The organism is Streptomyces sp. NPDC053076, assembly GCF_044546845.1.
Lineage (GTDB): Bacteria > Actinomycetota > Actinomycetes > Streptomycetales > Streptomycetaceae > Streptomyces.
In genome coordinates this window covers 255,614-272,762 of record NZ_JBITZL010000001.1, presented here as the reverse complement: position 1 = coordinate 272,762, position 17,149 = coordinate 255,614, and the positions used below count along the sequence as shown (strand labels likewise).

16 protein-coding genes are annotated in these 17,149 nt (G+C 73.2%); 4 read left to right on the top strand and 12 right to left on the bottom strand.

Annotation, left to right across the window (positions count from 1 at the left end; translation table 11 throughout):
* Window positions 1–83: 83 nt before the first annotated feature.
* Together ACIGYR_RS01130 and ACIGYR_RS01125 are read right to left on the bottom strand one after the other, a co-directional pair.
* A complete protein-coding gene (locus ACIGYR_RS01130) occupies window positions 84–788 on the bottom strand; it encodes a response regulator (RefSeq protein ID WP_399604679.1) in 705 nt (234 codons plus the stop codon).
* A 265-nt stretch (window positions 789–1,053) separates the two neighbouring features.
* Complete coding sequence (locus ACIGYR_RS01125; protein ID WP_399604681.1) at window positions 1,054–2,325, bottom strand: sensor histidine kinase; 1,272 nt, start codon at window positions 2,323–2,325, stop codon at window positions 1,054–1,056.
* A gap of 190 nt (window positions 2,326–2,515) precedes the next feature.
* Between ACIGYR_RS01125 and ACIGYR_RS01120 the strand changes: the two genes are divergently transcribed.
* Window positions 2,516–2,716: a hypothetical protein gene (locus ACIGYR_RS01120; protein ID WP_399604683.1), complete on the top strand. Its 201-nt coding sequence runs from the start codon at window positions 2,516–2,518 to the stop codon at window positions 2,714–2,716.
* A 145-nt stretch (window positions 2,717–2,861) separates the two neighbouring features.
* Here ACIGYR_RS01120 and ACIGYR_RS01115 read toward each other — a convergent pair whose 3' ends face one another.
* From ACIGYR_RS01115 to allB, 3 genes are all read right to left on the bottom strand, one after another.
* Window positions 2,862–3,677, bottom strand: a complete 816-nt coding sequence (locus ACIGYR_RS01115) for an AIM24 family protein (protein ID WP_399604685.1) — start codon at window positions 3,675–3,677, stop codon at window positions 2,862–2,864.
* Window positions 3,678–3,802: 125 nt separating this feature from the next.
* Entirely contained in the window at window positions 3,803–4,918 is a 1,116-nt protein-coding gene (gene alc / locus ACIGYR_RS01110; RefSeq protein WP_399604687.1) for an allantoicase, read from the bottom strand.
* 88 nt (window positions 4,919–5,006) lie between these two features.
* Window positions 5,007–6,344 carry an allantoinase AllB gene (allB, locus tag ACIGYR_RS01105; RefSeq protein WP_399604689.1) on the bottom strand — a complete coding sequence of 446 codons (1,338 nt, stop codon included), beginning with the start codon at window positions 6,342–6,344 and terminating at the stop codon, window positions 5,007–5,009.
* Window positions 6,345–6,616: 272 nt separating this feature from the next.
* Between allB and ACIGYR_RS01100 the strand changes: the two genes are divergently transcribed.
* Window positions 6,617–7,411 (top strand): IclR family transcriptional regulator, encoded by a 795-nt coding sequence (locus ACIGYR_RS01100; RefSeq protein ID WP_391841464.1) that lies wholly within the window; start codon window positions 6,617–6,619, stop codon window positions 7,409–7,411.
* A gap of 98 nt (window positions 7,412–7,509) precedes the next feature.
* Here the strand turns inward: ACIGYR_RS01100 and ACIGYR_RS01095 are convergent, their stop codons facing one another.
* Window positions 7,510–7,827: a DUF5955 family protein gene (locus ACIGYR_RS01095; RefSeq protein ID WP_399604692.1), complete on the bottom strand. Its 318-nt coding sequence runs from the start codon at window positions 7,825–7,827 to the stop codon at window positions 7,510–7,512.
* Window positions 7,828–7,972: 145 nt separating this feature from the next.
* On the opposite strand from ACIGYR_RS01095, the gene ACIGYR_RS01090 reads away from it, so the two are divergent.
* Together ACIGYR_RS01090 and aceB are read left to right on the top strand one after the other, a co-directional pair.
* Complete coding sequence (locus ACIGYR_RS01090; RefSeq protein WP_399604693.1) at window positions 7,973–8,581, top strand: NTP transferase domain-containing protein; 609 nt, start codon at window positions 7,973–7,975, stop codon at window positions 8,579–8,581.
* A 184-nt stretch (window positions 8,582–8,765) separates the two neighbouring features.
* Window positions 8,766–10,391, top strand: a complete 1,626-nt coding sequence (aceB, locus tag ACIGYR_RS01085) for a malate synthase A (RefSeq protein WP_399604696.1) — start codon at window positions 8,766–8,768, stop codon at window positions 10,389–10,391.
* Between the two features lie 3 nt (window positions 10,392–10,394).
* On the opposite strand, the gene ACIGYR_RS01080 is transcribed toward aceB, so the two are convergent.
* The 6 genes from ACIGYR_RS01080 to ACIGYR_RS01055 form a co-directional block, all read right to left on the bottom strand.
* On the bottom strand, window positions 10,395–10,670 hold the full coding sequence (locus ACIGYR_RS01080; RefSeq protein WP_391841456.1) for a SelT/SelW/SelH family protein: 276 nt from the start codon (window positions 10,668–10,670) through the stop codon (window positions 10,395–10,397).
* A complete protein-coding gene (locus ACIGYR_RS01075) occupies window positions 10,667–11,581 on the bottom strand; it encodes a HipA family kinase (RefSeq protein WP_391841454.1) in 915 nt (304 codons plus the stop codon). Before ACIGYR_RS01075 ends, ACIGYR_RS01080 begins: the two co-directional genes overlap by 4 nt.
* A gap of 745 nt (window positions 11,582–12,326) precedes the next feature.
* Window positions 12,327–13,832, bottom strand: coding sequence for a 3-carboxy-cis,cis-muconate cycloisomerase (pcaB, locus tag ACIGYR_RS01070; RefSeq protein ID WP_399604699.1), 1,506 nt, complete (start codon window positions 13,830–13,832; stop codon window positions 12,327–12,329).
* Window positions 13,829–16,057 carry an FAD/NAD(P)-binding protein gene (locus tag ACIGYR_RS01065; protein WP_399604701.1) on the bottom strand — a complete coding sequence of 743 codons (2,229 nt, stop codon included), beginning with the start codon at window positions 16,055–16,057 and terminating at the stop codon, window positions 13,829–13,831. Before ACIGYR_RS01065 ends, pcaB begins: the two co-directional genes overlap by 4 nt.
* Window positions 16,048–16,260, bottom strand: a complete 213-nt coding sequence (locus tag ACIGYR_RS01060; RefSeq protein WP_399604703.1) for a hypothetical protein — start codon at window positions 16,258–16,260, stop codon at window positions 16,048–16,050. Before ACIGYR_RS01060 ends, ACIGYR_RS01065 begins: the two co-directional genes overlap by 10 nt.
* A 269-nt stretch (window positions 16,261–16,529) precedes the next feature.
* On the bottom strand, window positions 16,530–16,703 hold the full coding sequence (locus ACIGYR_RS01055; RefSeq protein ID WP_399604705.1) for a sigma factor: 174 nt from the start codon (window positions 16,701–16,703) through the stop codon (window positions 16,530–16,532).
* Window positions 16,704–17,149 lie beyond the last annotated feature (446 nt).

Genomic DNA, 17,149 nt, shown 5'->3' with positions numbered 1-17,149 from the left:
ACGGCTGCCCCGAGGCCACGGCCGTCGGCCGGTACCCGGACAACGCGTACGGCGTCCGGCTAGTGCCCGTCGTCGCCGTTCGGCTAGTGCCCGTCGTCGCCGTCCGGCCGGCGCCCGTCGTCGTTCTCCAGCAGCCCCGCGTCGTAGACGAGCAGCGCGATCTGGACCCGGTTGTCGAGGCCGAGCTTGGCGAGGACGCGCGAGACGTGGGCTTTGACGGTGGCCACGCTGATGAACAGTTCGGCGGCGATCCCGGCGTTGGCGAGGCCCCGGCCGACGGCGACGGCGACCTCGCGTTCGCGGTCGTTCAGCACGGCGAGCCGTTCGCGCGCGCGGGTCTGCCGGGCGTCGGCGGCGGTACCCGCCGCGTGCCGCATCAACTGCCGGGTGACGGCGGGCGACAGGACCGGGTCGCCGGCGGCGACCCGGCGCACGGCGTCGACGATCTCGGCGGGCGGGGTGTCCTTCAGTACGAAACCGGCGGCTCCGGCGCGCAGGGCGTGCAGCACCTGTTCGTCGGCGTGGAAGGTGGTGAGCACCACGACCTGCGGGGCGTCCGGCCGCGCGCGCAGCCGGCGCGTCGCCGTGATCCCGTCCACCGACGGCATCCGGATGTCCATCAGGACGACGTCCGGCCGGGTCCGCCGCACGAGCGCGTCGGCCTCCGCGCCGTCGGCGGCCTCCCCGACGACCTCGATGTCCTCGGCCCCGCCGATCATCAGCGCCAGACCGGCGCGCACGAGGGGGTCGTCGTCCACGAGGAGGAGTCTGATCGGCGTCGCAGTCATGGGGTCACGTAATCACGGCCGGGCAGCGGGATGGTGGGGAACCGGTCAGGAGCGGGAGGCACGCGTACGCGTGCGGGAAGAGTGCGCGGACACGTCCCGGGTGAGTGCGCGGGCTCGTCCCCGGGTGAGTTGGCAGAGGCGTACGGGGATGAGTTCGCGCAGGCGTCCCGGGATGAGTGCGCGGACGCGCGTGCCCAGGCGAGTGCGGACACGTCCCGGGTGCGTTGGCGTAGGCGTACGGGGATGAGTGCGTGGACGGCGTCCCTCAGGGCCGCGGCCACGGCAGCCAGCCCCGCACCTCGAACCCCCCGCCGGGGCCCGTGCCGTGTTCCAGGTGTCCCCCCGCCAGCGTGGCCCGTTCCGTGAGGCCGATCAGGCCCTGGCCGGAGCCGGGTACGGGCGGGACGTCGGCGGGCGGCTCGGGGTTGGTGACGGTGACCGTCAGACCGTCGCCGGGGGCGCCGGTGAGGCGGACGGTGACCTCGGTGCCGGGGGCGTGCTTGCGGGCGTTGGTCAGGGCCTCCTGGGCGATGCGGTAGGCGGTGCGGCCGACGGAGGCGGGGACGGCGGCCGGGTCGGCGACGCGGTGGTCGAGGGTGACCTTCATGCCGGCCTGGCGGCACTCGGCGACGAGCGCGTCCAGCACGGCCAGTGTCGGCTGGGGACGCCCGCCGGACGGCTCGTCGGACTCGCCGGCCCGCAGTACGCCGATGATCTCCCGCAGATCCTGGAGGGCCTCGTGGGCGCTCTCCCGGATCACCCCGGCGGCCCGCGCGACCTCCTCCCGGGGCGCGTCCGGCCGGAACTCCAGGGCGCCCGCGTGCACGCTGAGCAGGGTGAGCCGGTGGGCCAGCACGTCGTGCATCTCGCGGGCGATGGCCTCGCGGGCCAGGCGCTGCGCCTGCTCGGCCCGGAGCCGTGCCTCGGTCTCCGCCCGGTGCGCCCGGTCCCTGAGGCTCAGCATCAGCATCCGCTTGGAGCGGACGAACATGCCCCAGCCGGTGATCGACACGGTGAGCAGCGCGGTGAAGACGGTGACCACGACGTAGGGCAGGTCGGGGTCGGGCCGCACCCAGAAGAAGAGCGGTAGCAGCGCGAGATCGACGCCGCCGACCCCGGCCACGTACCGGAAGGGCCGGTGCACGGCGAGCGTGAACAGGGCGACCATCGCCGCGCCGCCCGAGGTGTTGGACAGCAGGCCGACCGGGACCATCGTGAGGGCGAGCCCCACCGGCCACCGGCGGCGCAGCCAGACCGCCCCGCAGGAGAGGGCGCCCAGTATCTGGTCGAGGACGACGAAGGAGTGCGGCAGGCCGGCTTCCTCGGGCAGGGACTGGGCCGCCGCCAGGCCGATGCCGAGGGCCAGCAGGAAGCAGGAGAAGTCGACGACCCAGTCGCGCGCCGTGCGCCGTGGCCGCCGGCCGGAGTCGCCGGCGTCCGGGTCCAGCTCGTACACCAGCGCGGACGGGAACAGCCACCGGCGGCCCAGGAACTCCCTCGGCGTCCGCGCCTGCTCGTCATCGCTCACGGTCGACAAATGTACGCACGGCTCGCGCTCCCTCGCCGCTCCGCGGCCCGGATCACCGACCAATCGCCCGGGGGCAGCGACCAAAGTCGCACCGCCGTGGACTTTCGGCTCCGCCCGCCGGCGCAGGAGCAGCCTTTCGGCGCCGCGCACCCGCCCCGCGGCCGATGCGCCGGGGAGCGCCGCGGGCGAGGGTCGTGGCGTGAAACAGGTTCTGGAACTTCTCGGATTCATCGCCCTGGTGCAGGGCGTGCTGGGCCTTGTGCACGAGTTCACCGGCCGGCACGTGGGCCTCGTGCAGCGGATCGGTTTCCTCGACGGCTACGAGATCTACGCGAGCGTCGCGCTCGTGGTGCTCGCGGTCGCCCTGTTCACCGCCGCGGAGAGCCACAAGCCCGGCTGAGCGCGGACCGGACACCGGCCTCCGGCACGGTTGTCCCGGCCCGCCCTGGCCGATGAGCCGCAGGGTGTCGTCCGCCTGCGACGGAAGGGCGCTGTGACAGATGCCGCCGACGGAGGCGCCCCGCACTCCCGGCGGCCCGGTCCGCTCAGCCGGTGTGTGTCGAGAACAGTCCGCCCGTCGGGCCCTGCTTGTCGCCGCCCTGGGCCTTCTTCAGGGCGTTGGCCAGGCCCTCGATGGTGAGGGACTGGAGGATCACCCGGCCGTTGCCCTCCAGGGTGGCCAGGGACAGGCCCTCACCGCCGAAGACGGCGTTCATGATCCCCTGGCGGTTGAGGCCGCCGACGCGCTGGACGCCGTACTGGATGCCCTCCTCGAAGGCGACCACACAGCCGGTGTCGACCTCGATTCGGCCACCGAAGTCCGCCGGGTTCAGATCGATGAAGTTGCCCGCGCCGGCGATGATCACCGTGCCGTGCCCGGTGAACTTCTCCAGGATGAAGCCCTCGCCGCCGCTCATCCCGGTCCGGCCGCCGGCGAAGGCGATCCCGAAGTCGACGGTGGACTCGGCGGCCACGAAGGCGTCCTTCTCGGCGAACCACGCGCGCGTGCCGTCGAGCTCCAGGGCCCGCATCTCGCCGGGGAGCACGCCGGCGAGGCCGACCGTGCCCTCGCCGCTCTGCGCGGTGAAGTACTGGAAGGCCAGGGACTCACCGGCGAGCATGCGCTGGCCGACCTGCATGGCGGTGCCCATGGCCTGGCGGAGCAGGCCGCCCATGCCACTGCCCGAACCGCTCTGCTGCTGGCCGCCGCCGTTCGACGGGCCGGACAGCCGCGTCTCCATGGTCACGTTCGCCGTCTTGAACAGGAACTTTCCGGCCTCGCAGTAGACGGTCTGGCCGGGGTGCAGGTTGACGACCGCCATCTGCATGGCGGTGCCGACGATCTCTTGCTGAAGGGTCACGTGGAAGACAACGCAGGAGATGGAGGGAAGAGTTCCGCACCGGCGGGACGGGGTTCACGAGGGGTGGCGCGTGGAACGCCCCGGTGCTGTCCGGCCGGGGCGCCCCACGCGCGCGTGGGCGAGGATCAGCCGCCCAGCTCCTGGTGGCGGGCGGCGAGGCCGCTCGCGCCCGGCTCGGTCAGGGAGCCGAACAGGCGCAGACGGGAGATGCCGCCGTCGGGGAAGATGTCGACCCGCGCGTGCGTGCCGACCGCCGGCTCGGGCAGGACGAAGCGGTGGTTGGTGTCGGGCTGGAGCCGGGTGCGCGGGAGGATCTCGGTCCACTCGCCGTCCTCGCCGTCCCGCACGGAGACCGACGCCCAGCCGGCGCTGTTGCCCTTCAGGTAGGCCGTGTCGATCTCGATCGCGCGGATCTGGGACTGGGCGACGAGCCGGTAGCGGATCCAGTCGTTGCCCTGGTCGCGGCGGCGCCGGGTCTCCCAGCCGTCGTCCATCTTGCGGGAGCGGCCCGGCTGGATGGTGTTGGTGGCCGGCGAGTAGAAGAGGTTGGAGGCGTCCTCGACCTGCCCGCCGTTCTCCAGGGCGACCACGTCGAAGGTGCCGAGGACCGCAAGCCACTCGGGGTCCGCGACGACCTCGCCGTACACGCGCAGGCGGGCGATGCCGCCGTCGGGGTGCTGGTTGATCCGCAGGTGGGTGAAGCGCTGCTCGGCCGAGACGGCGAAGCCGTTCGCCGCGTGGCCGCCGACCGGGGTGCGCGGGACCAGGGTCGTCCACTTCACGTCGTCGCCCAGCAGCTCCTCCGGGGAGGGCGAGCCGGGTAGGGAGGCGCCCTCGACCGAGACCGCCTGCGGGTAGTTGCCGCGGAAGTGGGCGGTGTCGACGACGATCCCGCGGATCACTCCGGGCGCGCCGAGGCGGACCAGCGCCCAGTCGTGGTCCTCGGCGGTCGGCCACGGGTGCCCGGCGGAGGCGCCGCGCCGGCGGCGGGTCTCCCAGCCGTCCATGATCTTGCCCTTGTGGCCGAAGTGCTCGGGGTCGAACTCGGCCCGCTCGGGCACCAGCAGGTTCTCCCGCTGGGCGAAGAACTCGTCGTTGGCGGCGATGACACCGGCGCCGAGCTGCCGGTCGGCGAGGTTGGCGTACTGGGTGAAGGGGAAGTCGGCAGTGCGGTAGTCCGCGTACGGGTCGCCGCCTCCGTAGGGGTTCGCGTCGCCGGTGAAGGTAGGTATCGCCGTCACGGTGATCAGGGGGTCCTTTCTGGGAGTCGGCCGGGTGCGGGTGCGGGATGGGCCCCTGCTCGGGCGAGGCCGCGCGCAGGGGGAAGGCTCACTGGGGGCGGCTGAGCAGCGTGCCCTTCGGGTCGCTGAACTCGCCGTCGGCGACGATGCGTTCGCCGCGCAGCCAGGTGGACTTGACGACGCCGTACAGGGTCCTGCCGGCGTAGGCGGTGACCCGGTTGCGGTGCTGGAGGCCGGCCGGGTCGACGGTGAAGGTCTCGTCGGGGGCGAGGACGGCGAAGTCGGCGTCACGGCCGGCCTCGATGGCGCCCTTCTGCCCGAGACCGACGAGTGCGGCGGTCTGCGTGGACATCCAGCGGACCACGTCCTCCAGGCCGTGGCCACGCTTGCGGGCTTCCGTCCACATCGCCGACAGGCTGAGCTGGAGGCCGGAGATGCCGCCCCACGCGGTGGCGAAGTCGTCGGTCTTCAGGTCGGCCGTGGAGGGCGAGTGGTCGGTGACGACACAGTCGATGGTGCCGTCGGCCAGCGCCGCCCACAGCAGGTCCCGGTTGGCGGCCTCGCGGATGGGCGGGCAGCACTTGAACTCGCTGGCGCCGTCCGGGACCTCCTCCGCGGTGAGGGTGAGGTAGTGCGGGCAGGTCTCCACGGTGACGCGGACGCCCTCCGCGCGTGCCGCACGGATCAGCGGCAGGGCGTCGCTGGAGGACAGGTGCAGTACGTGCACGCGTGCGCCCAGCCGCCGGGCCTGCGCGACGAGGGCCGCGATGGCCGTGTCCTCGGCGTCGCGCGGGCGGGACGCGAGGAAGTCGGCGTACCGGGGGCCACCGTGCTGCGGGGCCGCGGCCAGGTGGTGCGGGTCCTCGGCGTGCACGATGAGCAGCCCGTCGAACCCGGCGATCTCGGCCATGGACTGGGCGAGCTGGTCCTGGTCGAGGTGCGGGAACTCGTCCACGCCGGACGGGGACAGGAAGGACTTGAAGCCGAAGACGCCGGCGTCGTGCAGCGGGCGCAGGTCCTTGACGTTGTCGGGCAGGGCGCCGCCCCAGAAGCCGACGTCGATGTGCGCCTTGTCCCGGGCCACCTCCTGCTTGGTCCGCAGGTGGTCGACCGTGGTGGTCGGCGGCAGGGAGTTGAGGGGCATGTCGATCAAGGTGGTGATGCCGCCGGCCGCCGCGGCACGGGTGGCGGTCCAGAAGCCCTCCCACTCGGTGCGGCCGGGGTCGTTGACGTGCACGTGGGTGTCGACCAGGCCGGGCAGCAGGACGTGGTCGCCGACGTCCTCCAGCCGGGCCCGGGCCGGGACCTCGGCGTCGTACGGCAGGACGGCCATGATTTTCCCGGCGGACACGGTGACCGTGGCGGCCCGCGTCCCTTCCGGAGTGATCACGCGCGTCGAGCGCAGCACCAGTTCAGCGTCGGACACCCGAACCCCTCTCTACTCCGCCGTTTTACGTCCAGGAAACGGGATTTACACCCACGTAACGGATTTCAACGTTCTGTTGAAGGAGTCTTCACTCCGGCTTCTCCGTCGTCAAGGGGCACACTTCCGGACGGCACGAGAGAGCGGCCCCTCTGGACGTTTCCACAAAGCGGAATTACAATTCCATCAAGCAGAACGTAGCTACGTACAAGCAGGGAGTCAACCGGCCGCCGGGTAGGCTTCTGCCCTCTTGCCTGTCCCGAAAGGAACGCGCCGTGCCGACGTCCAGCGCCAGCACCACCGACTCCGCCAAGCCCTCCGCCGCCGGCGGGGTGCAGTCCCTGGAGCGTGCCTTCGACCTGCTCGAGCGGATGGCGGACGCGGGCGGCGAGGTGGGTCTGAGTGAACTGTCCGCGACCAGCGGACTGCCGCTGCCGACCATCCACCGGCTGATGCGCACGCTGGTCGCCTGCGGCTACGTACGCCAGCAGGCCAACCGGCGCTACGCGCTCGGGCCCCGGCTGATCCGCCTCGGCGAGTCCGCGTCCCGGCTGCTCGGCACCTGGGCGCGGCCGTACCTGGCCCGGCTGGTGGAGGAGACCGGCGAGACGGCGAACATGGCGCTGCTCGACGGCGACGAGATCGTCTACGTCGCCCAGGTGCCCTCGAAGCACTCGATGCGGATGTTCACGGAAGTGGGCCGCCGGGTGCTTCCGCACTCGACCGGCGTGGGCAAGGCGCTGCTCGCCGGGGTCCCGGACCCGGAGGTGCGGGCACTGCTCTCCCGTACCGGGATGCCCGCGGCCACGGAGAAGACGATCACCACGCCCGAGGGGTTCCTCGCCGCACTGGACGACGTGCGGCGGATGGGATACGCCGTGGACGACAACGAGCAGGAGATCGGGGTGCGCTGTCTTGCGGTGTCCGTCCCGGACAGCCCGACGGCGGCCGCGATCTCGATCTCCGGACCGGCCGGGCGGGTGACGGAAGCGGCGACCGAGAAGATCGTGCCGATGCTCCAGCAGGTCGCCGTCGAGCTGTCCCAGGCACTGGCGAGTTCCGGCGCCTAGCCGCCCTCGGCCAAGAGGTCGGTGACTCGCGTCGGCAGTTGATCACGTCACTCCGCGGCGGCCGTGCCCCGGTCCCCCGCGCTGCCGGGTGGACGCGGTCACCCCTGCCGCGGGGGCTGCCCGAACAGTTCCACCGCCTCCCGCACACCGCGCAGGCCGGGAGCCAGCGCGCTGACCGAGCCGATCGCGCCCGCGATCAGCAACAGGGAGCTGCGCAGGCGCGGGATCTCCGGCAGGCCGCCGGCGGCCATCGCGGCCAGGGCCGCCAGCTCGTCCTCGGCTATCGCCCGGTCGGGGAAGGTCGCCGGTAACGCGGCGAGTTCCCGGCGCAGCCGGGACACCGCGGTCCGCAGTTCCGCCACCCTCGGATCCTCGTCGCTGCCGGTCACTTGCCTCTGCCCCAAGCTCCGCAACACAGCCCTCCCCCCTGACACGCCGTCGTGCGCGGGCCAGTAAACGCCACGCCGTGCGGGAGCGCCACAACGCGGACCGAAATTCAGCCCAACGGAATCGGCGCCGGAAAAACCGGCCGGTTCCGCCGCCGTCGGGTATGCAGGACCCATGAGGGACAACCAGGATCTCCAGGCGGATGTCGCGGGGCTGCTGCTCGCCGCAGGCGGCGGCAGAAGGCTCGGCGGACGCCCCAAGGCGCTGTTGACGCACCGGGGGCGGCCCCTGGTCGAGCACGCGGTCGCGGCACTGCGCGCGGCGGGGTGCGGGCGCGTCCATGTGGTGCTGGGGGCCGGGTCGGACGAGGTGCGAAGGCGCGCCGAGCTGGCCGGCTGTGTGCTGGTGGACAACCCGGACTGGGCTGAGGGGATGGGGTCCTCGCTGCGCGCGGGGCTGGCCTCGCTCACGGGTACGGGGGCGCGCGCGGCCCTGGTCGGCCTGGTCGACCAGCCCGGCATCGGGCGGGCCGCGGTGGCCCGGGTGCTCGGTGCGTACGAGGACGAGAAATCGCTGGTCTCCGCCGCCTATGACGGGGTGCGCGGGCATCCCGTGCTGTTCGGTGCCGCGCACTGGGCGGGCATCGAGGAGACGGCCGTCGGGGACCGCGGGGCGCGGGCCTATCTCACGGCGCACGAGGCGGAGATCCGGCTCGTGGAGTGCGCGGACGTCGCCGAACCGTACGACATCGACACCGAGGCCGACCTGAGCCACCTTGAGTGAAGGACGTGGCACCGAGCGCCACCTTGCCTCGACCCAGAGAATCTCGACATCAACAAACCATTGAAGTTCCACGATGAGGAAACTAGTATCCACTGTTCAGAAGCGTCCGACCGCACAGTGGGCGCTCACTGTCCCGTTCGTGCCACTTGGCACCCGGTGCCACCGCTGAAGGAAGTGACAGCTCATGTCCGCACCAGCGCCGTCCCCGCTGGCTATCGTCGACGCCGAGCCTCTGCCCCGGCAGGAGAAGGTCCTCACGGACGCGGCGCTCGCCTTCGTGGCGGAGCTGCACCGGCGGTTCACCCCGCGCCGTGACGAACTCCTCGCCCGCCGGGCCGAGCGCCGCGCCGAGATCGCCCGCACCTGCACGCTCGACTTCCTGCCCGAGACGGCCGCGATCCGCGCGGACGACACCTGGCAGGTCGCCCCGGCTCCGGCCGCGCTGAACGACCGGCGCGTCGAGATCACCGGCCCCACCGACCGCAAGATGACCATCAACGCGCTCAACTCGGGCGCGAGGGTCTGGCTCGCCGACTTCGAGGACGCCTCCGCGCCCACGTGGGAGAACGTCGTCCTCGGTCAGGCCAACCTGATCGACGCCTACACCCGGAACATCGACTTCACAGACGAGCGCACCGGCAAGTCGTACGCCCTGCGGCCGAACGAGGAGCTGGCGACCGTCGTCATGCGCCCGCGCGGCTGGCACCTGGACGAGCGGCACCTGGCCGACGCCGACGGTACGCCGGTGCCGGGTGCCTTCGTCGACTTCGGCCTGTACTTCTTCCACAACGCACAGCGGCTGCTGGACCTCGGCAAGGGCCCGTACTTCTACCTGCCCAAGACCGAGTCGCACCTCGAGGCCCGGCTGTGGAACGACGTGTTCGTCTTCGCGCAGGACTACCTCGGCATCCCGCAGGGCACCGTCCGCGCCACCGTGCTGATCGAGACCATCACGGCCGCGTACGAGATGGAGGAGATCCTCTACGAACTGCGCGACCACGCCGCCGGGCTGAACGCCGGCCGCTGGGACTACCTGTTCTCCATCGTGAAGAACTTCCGTGACGGCGGGGCGAAGTTCGTCCTCCCGGACCGCAACGCGGTGACGATGACGGCCCCGTTCATGCGGGCGTACACCGAACTGCTCGTCCGCACCTGCCACAAGCGCGGCGCGCACGCCATCGGCGGTATGGCGGCCTTCATCCCGTCCCGCAGGGACGCCGAGGTCAACAAGGTCGCGTTCGAGAAGGTCCGCGCCGACAAGGACCGCGAGGCGAACGACGGTTTCGACGGCTCCTGGGTCGCGCACCCCGACCTGGTGCCGATCGCCATGGAGTCCTTCGACAAGGTCCTCGGGGACAAGCCGAACCAGAAGGACCGGCTGCGCGAGGACGTCCACGTGGAGGCCGCCCAGCTGATCGCGATCGACTCGCTGGACGCCAAGCCGACGTACAACGGTCTGGTCAACGCCGTCCAGGTGGGCATCCGTTACATCGAGGCATGGCTGCGCGGGCTCGGCGCGGTCGCCATCTTCAACCTGATGGAGGACGCGGCCACCGCCGAGATCTCCCGCTCGCAGATCTGGCAGTGGATCAACGCCAGCGTCGAGTTCGAGAACGGCGACAAGGCCACGCCGGAGCTGGCCCGCAAGGTCGCCGCCGAGGAACTGGACGCCATCCGCAAGGAGATCGGCGAGGAGTCCTTCGCGGCCGGCCACTGGCGGGAGGCGCACGACCTGCTGCTGCGGGTGTCCCTGGACGAGGACTACGCGGACTTCCTCACCCTGCCGGCCTACCAGCAGCTCAAGGGCTGACCCTCACGGCGACTTCTCCGAGTGGCCCAGGGACTTTCCCGGGGCCACTCGGTCGCGCACCAGGCGCTTGACCGCCGTGGGCTCCGGGAAACCATGCTCGCGGCGGTCCCAGACGACCTCCCCGTTCACCCGGACCGTGAAGACGCCTCCGGTGCCGGGCTTGAGCGACAGCTCGGCCAGCTCGGTCTCGAAGGTGGTGAGCAGTTCCTGCGCGAGCCAGGCCGCGCGGGGCAGCCAGCGGCATTGGGTGCAGTACTCGATCTGCACACGATGGTTCATCCGAGGTGCACCGACCAATCCTGTTCCGCGGCCGGTTTGCCGTGCAGGTCGGGGACCCGCTTCAGCCAGTCCGGGCGGCCCGCTTGTGTCGTCGCCGTTCGGGCGGCCTCCTCGGCCGCCAGGTCCTCGCGGCTCGGGAAGTCGGTGGGCAGCCACTCGGGCGAGAGCCGGACGCGGTCCAGCAGGTAGCCGACGTAGGCGTCGCGGACGTCGTCGGGCGTGGCGAAGCCGCCCTCCCCGGCGAGCCAGGCGTCCGGCACCTGGGCGACGATGGAGCGCAGCAGTTCCTCCGTCACCCGGGGCGCCAGTTCGGCGTCGGCCGCGCGCACGTCGGGGCCGTAGTGACCGAGGGCGTGGTGCCGGAAGTCGTACCTGCGGCCCGGGGCCGTGGTGTCCCAGCGGTGGTGGAAGACCAGGGCCGCGCCGTGGTCGATGAGCCACAGCCGCGCGGGCGCGGTGCCGAGCGTGGGCCAGACCATCAGGTTGGAGCTGTGGACCGTACGGTCGACGTTGACGGTGAGCGCGTCCAGCCAGACGATCCGGCCGGCCTCCAGCGGGTCCACCGGGAAGGTCCTGGCGATCTCCGGGGTGAAGTCCCGGGCGCCCGGCAGGTGATCCATGCCGAGGTTGAGGCCCGCGCTGGCACTGTGCAGGTCGCGCACCTCCTGGTGCGGTTCCGCGGCGGCGATGGCGGGGTCGAAGCGGACGAGGACCAGTTCCGGGAAGCGCAGGCCGAGCGCGCGGGCCAGCTCGCCGACGATGATCTCGGCGACCAGCGCCTTGTGGCCCTGCGCCGAGCCGGTGAACTTCACGACGTACGTGCCGAGGTCGTCGGCCTCGACGACTCCGGGGACGGAGCCACCGGACCGCAGGGGTTCGACGTAACGGGTCGCGGCGACCTCTCTCAGCATTTCAGAAGGTCCCGTCGCTCATCTACCTTGCCTTCCACGGCAACCTCCGAGGTGCTGCCATCCGGGGAAACGCCCACGATCACCCTGGGGGAAATCCGCGGAGTCGCACCTGGCACGTTCGTCTCCCCTTCTTCCCAGCAGGCCGTCGATGGCGGTGCGACCCTTGCTTCCGGCCTCCGGCATGCCGTGAGCATAGTAACCAAGCGTCCTCGACCCCGAAGGCGTCGAAGCCGTCGTCCGGGCGCACCGTCCCGGGCACCGGCGTTCCGTTCCCCCGCCTCCCGCTCCTCCCCGGGGCCGTCCATCCCGGCGTTCTGCTCCGGGCCGTACCCGCTACCGCTCTCCGGCCTCCCGGACCGCTTCCCCGTCCGCGAAGCCCGGGAGCGTGCCCGCCGTACGGCGCCAGGGCGGCGGCCAGCGCGGGCAGCAGGACGCGCCTGCGGTCGTTCAGCGCGCGCAGCCGTACGCTCTCGTGGTCGGCGGTGACTTCGACGGGCGGGTCGACCTGGCCGAGGTCGTGCGGCCGATAGCGGCCGGGCTGGTCGCAGCGGCCCGACAGCAGCAGTCCCCGCCGGGTGTCCAGGGCGTCTTCCAGGCGGGCCGGTTCGGCCTCGGCCCGCTGCGGGTCCAGCGGCTCGGTCCGGCGGGTCACGTGCAGGCCGATCGGGGCCGCCCACCGGTGTGTGATTACGTCATCGTCAAGTCCTTCCGCGTCGGTACGCCGACAGGTGCGGGCGGGGCGGGATCAACCCCGGCCGTCCTGGCGGGATCGGCGGTGCCGGGCCAGGACGCGGTCCACGAGCGGGCCGGCGGCGCCGGTGTAGTGCTCCGGCGCGCACAGGGCGTGCAGCGCTTCCGCGTCGTGCCGTCCGGCGAGTTCGGGTGTCCCGGCCAGGACGTCCGCGAGATGGCGCCCCTCGGTCGCGGCCCGCGCGGAGGCGGCGGAGACGACGGCCTTGGCAGCGGCTCTGCCGAGGGCGGGCGAGAGGGCGGCGGCGAGCCGTTCGGAGACCACCAGGCCACGGGTGAGACCGAGGTTGGCGTGCATCCGGTCGGCGTGCACGCGCAGGCCCTCGGCCAGCTCGGCAGCGGTGTGCGCGGCGCCCCCGGCCAGCCTGAGGGCGGCACGCAGCGGCTCCCACTCGGCGTGCCAGGCGCCGGCGGGCCGCTCGTCGTCGGTGACCGCCGCCTGGGCGAGCGTGCTCGACAGGCCCGGCAACCGGTAGGCGGCGGAGCGGATCAGGGCGGCCAGGGCGGGGTTGCGTTTGTGCGGCATGGCGGAGGACGCGCCCCGGCCCTCGGCGCCCGGCTCGGACACCTCCGCCGTCTCGGTGCGCGACAGCAGCTGGACGTCGGCGGCGAAGGTGCCGAGGACCGCTCCGGTCACGGTGAGCGCGGACGCCAGGTCGGCCAGGGGGGTGCGCACGGTGTGCCAGGGCACCACCGGTTCGGCGAGAGCGAGTTCGGCGGCGTACGCGGCGGGCAGCTGCCGGGCGTACCGGTCGAGTCCGTCCGGGGTGAGGCCCGCGACGACGCGCGCGTACTCCAGGTAGCCGGCCATCGTGCCGGCCGCGCCGCCGAGCTGCACCGGCAGCCCGTCGGCCCGGACCCGGCGCAGCCGCTCGGCGGCGTCCAGGACGCCCTGGAGCCAGCCGGCCGCCTTGAGGCCGAAGGTGGTGGGCACGGCGTGCTGGCCGAGGGTGCGCGCGGCCATGGGTGTGTCGCGGTGCCGCTCGGCCAGCGCGGCCAGCGCGTCCGCGGTGCGGTCCAGGTCGGCGAGGATCAGCTCCGTGGTGCGGGCCGCGACCAGCATCAGACCGGTGTCCAGGACGTCCTGGCTGGTGGAACCCTGGTGTACGTAGTGCGCGGCGTCGGGGTCCTGGCCCGCCACGGCCTCGGCCAGCGCCCGCACCAGGGCGACCACGGGGTTGGCGGCGGCCCGCGCGGCCAGCGCCAGGGCACGCGCGTCGAACCGTTCCGCCCGCGCGACGGACGTGATGACGACGGCCGCCCGCTCGGGCACGGTGCCGAGACCGGCCTGGGCCCGGGCGAGGGCCGCCTCGGCGTCGAGCAGGGCCTGCAGGCAGGCGCCGTCGCTCGTGGCCGCCTCGGCGGGAGTGCCGGCCCGCACGGGCGAGAGCAGTCCGGTGTCGGCGAACGCCCGGTCCGCGGGCGCGGCGCCGTCGGGGGACGGCGCGGGGCGGTGGCCGGGCGACGACGGCGGGGCGGGCGGTCGGCGGTTGGTGCTCACTCGGTCTCCTGAACGGCCGTGAGGGTGGGTTCCTGGCGGGGGCGCGGACCGGCGGTCGCGGGCCGCGGGACGGTGCCGCCGGCCGGCACGGCGGTCGCGGGCCGCGGGACGGTGCCGCCGCCCGGCACGGCGGTCGCCGGCCGGTGGGTGGTGGGTTCCTGGCCGGGGCGCGGACCGGCGGTCCCGGGCCGCGGGACGGTGCCGCCGCCCGGCACGGCGGTCGCCGGCCGGTGGGTGGTCGCGCCCGGTGCCAGGGGGGCGGGCTCCGGCCTCCTGGCGACGCCTGCGGCGACCGGCGCCGGCGCGGCCAGGGCCAGGAGCGCCAGCGCGATCGCGTCCGAGTCGCCCAGCGTCACCGAGTTCACCCCGGGCCGCACCCCGGCTGCCGTCACCCAGTGGACCGACTCGGTCGGCACGCCGTAGGCGAAGCGGCGCGGGTGGGGGCGGCCGTCGGCGGCCACCAGGTGGTAGGGGCGCGGGGTGACGGACAGGCCGCCGGTCTCGTGGGCGCCGTGCACGGGGTCGGGCAGCGTGAAGGGGGCGCACTGGCCGGTGGCGGTCAGATGGCGCAGCAGCGGGTCCGTGGTCCTGCGCAGGTCCGGCTCGGGCAGCCGGGCCTCCACCAGGCCGGTCACCTCGGTGCGGGATCCGGGCACCGAGGCCGAGTCGACCACGAACACGCCGGCCGGCTCGTCGGCCCGCACCCGCATGCCGGGGCCGAGGACGTGCAGCACGCCCGCCTCCATCAGCGCGGTCATCTCCTCGATGCGGCTGGGTGGCGGCCCGATGGACAGGAACGCGTTGAGCGGTGTGTACCAGCGGTCCAGGTGCTCACGGTACGAGTGGCCGGTCAGCCCGCCGTGGTCGACGACGAGCCGGACCTCGTTGCGCAGGTCCCGCAGCACATCGAGGGCGGACTTCACGGGGCCGTCGACATTGCCGAGTTCGGACTCGGCCAGGTCCCGGCGCAACGCGTCCAGCAGCCATGACCGCCACGGCGCGGGACCGGAGAAGACCCGCTCGCCGTACGGCCGGGCGATGTGCTGCCAGTCCCAGCGGTCGGCCTCCTCGATCCCGTACGCCGCCAGCACGGCCGCTTCCTCGGCGGACTGCCGGCCGGTCGCGAGGGTCGCGGCGCGGAACCGCTCGGCCGCCCGCGCGCCCTGGCGGTGCGTCAGGAGCGTCGTGTAGTAGACGGTCTCGACCTCCTTGGCGATCAGCGGCCACAGATCGCGCCCGAAGTCGAGCCCACCCCGCTCGGCACGCTCGCGCAGTTCGGCGACCTTCGACGGGGTGAGCAGCAACGGCTCGTGGCGGCCGTGCGCGCCCTTCTGGTTACGGCCCCGGGAGCGGTACGGCACCCCTCGGCGCGAGCCCGCGTACAGGACGGGTTCGCGGCCCGAGGGGCGGTACACCAGCAGCCCGTCGCCGTCGCGTTCGAACGTGCCGCCGCGGCCCACGGTGAGCAGCGCCATGTGGTCGAAGAAGGTCAGGCCGAGGCCGCGCAGGGCCACCTTCTCGCCCGGTGCCAGCCGGGACAGATCGAGGTCGGCCGGGTTGCCCGGCGGCACGTAGGCCAGGGTGTGCCGCCGGGCGAAGGACGCCAGCCGCTGCTCGGTGTCGCTCGGCCGCACCGGCAGATGCCCCTGGGCCATGACCACCGCGTCCAGACCGTCGATGCGGGTGCCGTCGGACAGGGTGACGCGCTGGCGGCCGTCCGGCCGGTCCTGCAGCCGCACCGCGCGCAGCGGGTGGACGGTGACGCTGACGTGCTCCGGGGCCGTACGGACGACCCGCGCGAACACCCAGCGCAGATAGTTGCCGTAGAACGCGCGCGTCGGATAGGAGTCCGGCGTCAGGTCGCGTGCCTCGGCCAGCACCTGGTCGTCCAGTGCCTCTCCGTCGGCCGTGGGTTCGCCCATGAGCGCGACGCCGCGCGCCCACTCGTACAGGCTCGGGCCGGGCGCGAGGACGCCCTCCATCTCCACGCTCGGGTCGGTGAACAGGGTGACCTGCGAGGCGACGGTGTTCATCAGCAGGTGGTGCGACTGGTCGGTGCGCCACACCCGGCCGGCGCCTGGCGGGCACGGGTCGACGACGTGGACCACGACCTCCGTGTTCTGGGCGTGTTCACGGGCGTCGGCGCACAGTCGCTCCAGGACCGACAGGCCCCGGGGGCCGGCACCGATGACGCAGACTTCGAGCTGCCTTTCGCTCACATGCATTTCCGTTTCGCTGGGAAGTGGGGCCCGCACGGCTCGTCGGAGAGCCGGGCCGCGGGCGCTGGGCCGCGGGCGTACCGGGCCGTGGGCGTGCCGGCGCGCGGGGCAAGCGCGCTGCTCGCGGTCATACGCCGAGCCGGGAGGATCCCGAGCGCGGCGGTCGGCTCGGGCACGACGTCGAGCTTGAGTGCGGATTTGTCGGTCATGGTGGTTCCCTCTGCTCGGCCGGGTGATGACGTGCGGGCAGCGCAAGACGCGCCCGGACGGGGCTGGTGTGCGTGGGGGATGGCCGGGTGTCGCTCACCGTGGGCCGGGAGCCTCCGACACAGATAAGAGGTGGGATCCGGCCGATGCACTCCACCGGAATCCGACTTTTTCCGGAACGGTGCCTTCCGTGGACGGCCGGGACGGAACAGGCGCCGGGACGGAACAGACGAAGGAAGGGGTGCGGGGGCCCGCTGCCGCGCGCCGGCTGTCAGGCGCCGGGCCCGGGCGCGACCACCGCCTCGCGTACGGTGATCGTGCGGACCCACGCGTACAGGGCACGCGGGTCCTTGAGCCGGGGCAGACCCTGGAACACGGCGATCAGTGCCTCCTGTACGGCGTCGGCGCTGTTGTTCAGGGCGATCGGCCGGCACAGCCGGGTCACCTACGGGGTGAGCAGGCTCAGCAGGTCGTTGAGCGCCAGGGCGTCGCCGGCCTGCGCCGCTCGGACGAGGGAGGCCGCGGTGGCCCATGGCTCCTCCGGCGCGACACCCTGCCGGGACGGCGGGCCCTGCTGGCGGGCTTCCGCTCGCGCGGTCTTATCTGTCGTTCTCCTTCCCCTGGTGGTCGACGCTTCGGCGGCACCAAGGCGGCGTCGGTGCGGGGCTTCGATGGAAGGAGGGGACAGAACGGCGCGGTACTCCCGCCAGTTTGCGAGCTTGTCTCGCATTCGGCCCGGCGGGGGGAGGGCATCGGCCGTCGGGCGCCTCTCTCCAGTGGTCGAGGATGCCCGGCGCGGCGGGGGGAGGGCATCGGCCGTCGGGCGCCTCTCTCCAGTGGTCGAGGATGCCCGGCGCGGCGGCCGGATCCCCCGGCCGCCGCGGCACCCGA

Excerpts from the sequence above, each read along its gene's own strand:
- ACIGYR_RS01065 (WP_399604701.1), bottom strand. The coding sequence starts at position 16,057 with ATGCATGTGAGCGAAAGGCAGCTCGAAGTCTGCGTCATCGGTGCCGGC.
- ACIGYR_RS01060 (WP_399604703.1), bottom strand. The coding sequence starts at position 16,260 with ATGACCGACAAATCCGCACTCAAGCTCGACGTCGTGCCCGAGCCGACC.
- ACIGYR_RS01080 (WP_391841456.1), bottom strand. The coding sequence starts at position 10,670 with ATGAACCATCGTGTGCAGATCGAGTACTGCACCCAATGCCGCTGGCTG.
- ACIGYR_RS01075 (WP_391841454.1), bottom strand. The coding sequence starts at position 11,581 with ATGCTGAGAGAGGTCGCCGCGACCCGTTACGTCGAACCCCTGCGGTCC.
- ACIGYR_RS01130 (WP_399604679.1), bottom strand. The coding sequence starts at position 788 with ATGACTGCGACGCCGATCAGACTCCTCCTCGTGGACGACGACCCCCTC.
- ACIGYR_RS01090 (WP_399604693.1), top strand. The coding sequence starts at position 7,973 with ATGAGGGACAACCAGGATCTCCAGGCGGATGTCGCGGGGCTGCTGCTC.
- aceB (WP_399604696.1), top strand. The coding sequence starts at position 8,766 with ATGTCCGCACCAGCGCCGTCCCCGCTGGCTATCGTCGACGCCGAGCCT.